This window comes from Dehalococcoidales bacterium (genome assembly GCA_028716225.1).
In the GTDB taxonomy this organism is placed as follows: Bacteria; Chloroflexota; Dehalococcoidia; order Dehalococcoidales; family UBA5760; genus UBA5760.
This window is the reverse complement of record JAQUQE010000090.1, coordinates 1-3,940: the sequence shown is the minus strand read 5'-3', so window position 1 is coordinate 3,940 and position 3,940 is coordinate 1. Positions and strand designations below refer to the sequence as shown.

Here is a 3,940-nt window from a genome sequence, read left to right as displayed (position 1 = left end):
ACTTAGATGCTTTCAGCGTTTATCCCTTCCGAACATAGCTACCCGGCCTTTGCCCTTGGCAGGACAACCGGAACACCAGAGGTTCGTTTCTCTAGGTCCTCTCGTACTGAAGAGAACTCCCCTTCAAATATCCTTACGCCCACATCAGATAGAGACCGAACTGTCTCACGACGTTCTGAACCCAGCTCGCGTACCCTTTTAACCGGCGAACAGCCGGACCCTTGGGACCTTATTCAGCCCCAGGATAGGATGAGCCGACATCGAGGTGCCAAACCGGGCTGTCGATGTGAACTCTCGAGCCCGATAAGCCTGTTATCCCCAGAGTACCTATTATTCGTTGAGCGATGGCAATTCCACATTCAACCACCGGATCACTAGCCCCTACTTTCGTACCTGCTCGTCCTGTCGGACTCGCAGTCAAGCTGGCTTATGCGCTTACGCTCCACGGGCGATTGCCGAACGCCCTGAGCCAACCTTGGGGCCCCTTCGTTACTTTTTAGAAGGGAACCGCCCCAGTCAAACTGCCCGCCTGTCACTGTCCTTCCGCCGGATTCACGGCAAGGAGTTAGAAACTTAGTGCAATAAGCGTGGTATTTCAGATTGTGGCTCTGCCCTAGCTAGCGCCAGGGCTTCAAAGCCTCCCACGTATGCTACACATAGTGAACCAAATTCCAATAGCAGGTTGCAGTAAAGGTTCTGGGGTCTTTTCGTCTTGATGCGGGTAGACGGCATCTTCACCGCCACTACAATTTCGCCGAGTCTCTCGTTGAGACAGCGATCAGGTTGTTACACCATTCGTGCGCGTGGGAACTTACCCCACAAGGAATTTCGCTACCTTAGGACCGTTATAGTTACGGCCGCCGTTTACTGGGGCTTCGGTTCAAAGCTTTGCTCATCTTACGACTCGCTGACCTTTCCCCTTAACCTTCCAGCACCGGGCAGGTGTCACACCCTATACGTCCTCTTTCGAGTTTGCAGAGTGCTGTGTTTTTGCTAAACAGTCACCCGATCCACTTTACTGTGACCTCGAAAACCTTGCGGCTTTCAAGGTACCTCTTGTCGCTAACTTACGAGGCTAATTTGCCGAGTTCCTTAACGAGAGTTATCTCGAGCACCTTACCATATTCTGGTGGTCTACCTGTGTCGGATTACGGTACGATTGGACAAACAACTTCTCTTTGTACTTTTCTTGGCAGTATGGTTTTAGGACACTTCCCCCTCGGAAACCTCAGGGTCCCATCCTTTGATTCCTCAAAGAATAACGCAGACATCCAACACTGCGCAGCTCTAAACCTCCCACGTCATACAAAAAGTGATAACGCCATTTGTCCAGTATCCGAATATTAACGGATTGTCCATCGCTTACGCCGTACGGCCTCAGCTTAGGATCGACTAACCCTGGGCGGATTAACCTTCCCCAGGAAACCTTGGACTTTCGGTGTGTCTGTTTCTCGCAGACATTTTCGCTACTTATACCGACATAATCCCTGCTCTGACGTCCAGCGCTCCTTATGGTACGCCTTCACTCGTCAGAGTATGCTCCCCTACCGCTCCACAGCTTGCGCTGTGAAACCCTTAGCTTCGGTAATAGACTTGAGCCCCGTTCATCTTAGGCGCAAGAACGCTCGACCAGTGAGCTGTTACGCACTCTTTAAATGATGGCTGCCTCTGAGCCAACATCCTGGTTGTTATAGCGAACTCACATCCTTTACCACTTAGTCTATTCTTAGGGACCTTAGCTGAAGGTCTGGGCTGTTACCCTTTAGACAATGAAGCTTAGCCCACATTGTCTTACTCCCGGGATAAAAAATGTAGTATTCGAAGTTTGGTTGGGTTCAGCATCCTAGTAAGGACCTGTAACCCATTCAGCACTCTACCCCTACATTTCAGTTACCCGAGGCGAACCCTAGAATTGTTTCGGGGAGAACCAGCAATTTCTGAGTTTGTTTAGTCTTTCGCTCCGACCCACAGCTCATCCCACAGTTTTTCAACACTGATGGGTTCAAGCCTCCACTTTCCTTTCGGAAAGCTTCACTCTGGCCATGGGTAGATCACTCAGCTTCGGGTCTACTATACGGTACTGCTCGCCCAATTAGGACTCGCTTTCGCTACGCCTGCGGCTGTGTTTAGCAGCCTTAAGCTCGCACCGCACAGTAACTCGTCGGTCCATTATGCAAAAGGTACGCGGTCAGGCATTCATGCCCTTGCGGACATGCATAGCCCTCCCACCGCTTGTAGGTTTATGATTTTAGGTTCTATTTCACTCGGCTCACCGCCGTTCTTTTCAACTTTCCCTCACGGTACTTGTGCACTATCGGTTTAGGTGTAGTTTTTAGTCTTAGACCGTGGTCGGCCTAGATTCACACAGGATTCCACGTGTCCCGTGTTACTTGGGATACCTCTAGGGTGCTTCAAAGTTTCGTGTACGGGGCTTTCACCCTCTTTGACGTATCTTTCCAGATACTTCCACTACCCATCCGCAATCCCACATTAAGGTCCCACAACCCTTAAAGAAACCTCTTGCGAGGTTTTTTTAAGTTTAGACTCTTCCCTCTTCGCTCGCCGCTACTGGGGGAATCTCGGTGATTTCTTTTCCTCAGGGTACTTAGATGTTTCAGTTCTCCTGGTTCGCTGCCCCACAACTATTGTATTCATCGCGGGGCTACCGCAGTATAACCTGCGGTGGGTTTCCCCATTCGGATTCTCCCGGATCAAAGCCTGTTTGCGACTCCCCGAGACATATCGGTGCTTACCCCGTCCTTCATCGCCTCACCTAACCAAGTCATCCGTGCATAAACCCTTTGTAGCTTGACCAATGCTTCTGATTCTCTCGGTTTAGTATTGTAGTTTTTTACCTCCTGTTGTTTCCTAAAGGAAACAACAGGACAAGATCATTAAAGACCTTGTTACTTGTATGTCTATCCCCGTCGATCTCATCAATCGCGGAAATAGTCTGCCGCGAATTGCGGCAGAAAGTTGTCAAAGAGCATAATGTATCCCTTCATTCAGCAAGGCTAATCCTACGCCTATTAGAACAGAGATACGAGAAAATTTATGCTTTATTTTTAAAGAGCTAAAGTGGAGCTGAGGGGGATCGAACCCCTGGCCTCATGCTTGCAAAGCACGCGCTCTCCCAGCTGAGCTACAGCCCCCCAAAAAAATCTGGTGGGCCCGAGAGGATTCGAACCTCTGACCCCAGTCTTATCAGGGCTGTGCTCTAACCAACTGAGCTACGGGCCCGAATTTAAGTGTAACCTTATTGTGTAATGCCCTGATTCATTACACTTACACAATCAACCGGCTATCCCGCCGGCAGAAGGCCGGCATATAGCATGGTTGATACGTAAACGGCATCGCCGTTCACGTATAAATCGGAAGCCTGTTATAGCTCGAGTTGCGCTTAAAAAGAGAGCTCCCGTTTAACAAAAATTTAATCGGATAGCCAAGCCCTGGATCGATAGACCCAGGGTTTTTCTAATATTTCTCGTGAGAGAAAATTAGAAAGGAGGTGATCCAGCCGCACCTTCCGGTACGGCTACCTTGTTACGACTTAGCGCCAGTCACCGGTTTTACCTTAGACCTCACAAGTGAAGTTTTCAGGTACCCCCAGCTCCCATCGCTTGACGGGCGGTGTGTACAAGGCCCGGGAACGTATTCACGGCGGCGTAGCTGATCCGCCATTACTAGCGATTCCGTCTTCATGGAGTCGGATTGCAGACTCCAATCTGAACTGAGCCGACTTTTTTGCGATTAGCTCCCCCTCGCGGGTTGGCAACGCTTTGTAGTCGGCATTGTAACACGTGTGTAGCCCAGGGCATAAAGGCCGTACTGACTTGACGTCATCTCCACCTTCCTCCCGTTTATCACGGGCAGTCTCTCTAGAGTGCATCTCTAGGCCTTGCGGCTTTGAAATTAGCAACTAAAGATGATGGTTGCGCTC

Annotated in this window: 2 tRNA genes and 2 rRNA genes; all 4 read right to left on the bottom strand. The window is 50.0% G+C overall.

Annotated elements, in window-relative coordinates:
* A 23S ribosomal RNA gene (locus tag PHI12_13895) occupies nt 1-2,814 on the bottom strand; the annotation flags it as partial.
* A gap of 265 nt (nt 2,815-3,079) precedes the next feature.
* Nucleotides 3,080-3,152: transfer RNA gene (locus PHI12_13890), tRNA-Ala, on the bottom strand.
* A gap of 11 nt (nt 3,153-3,163) precedes the next feature.
* Nucleotides 3,164-3,240, bottom strand: a tRNA-Ile gene (locus tag PHI12_13885).
* A 261-nt stretch (nt 3,241-3,501) separates the two neighbouring features.
* Nucleotides 3,502-3,940: ribosomal RNA gene (locus PHI12_13880) — 16S ribosomal RNA — on the bottom strand; the annotation flags it as partial.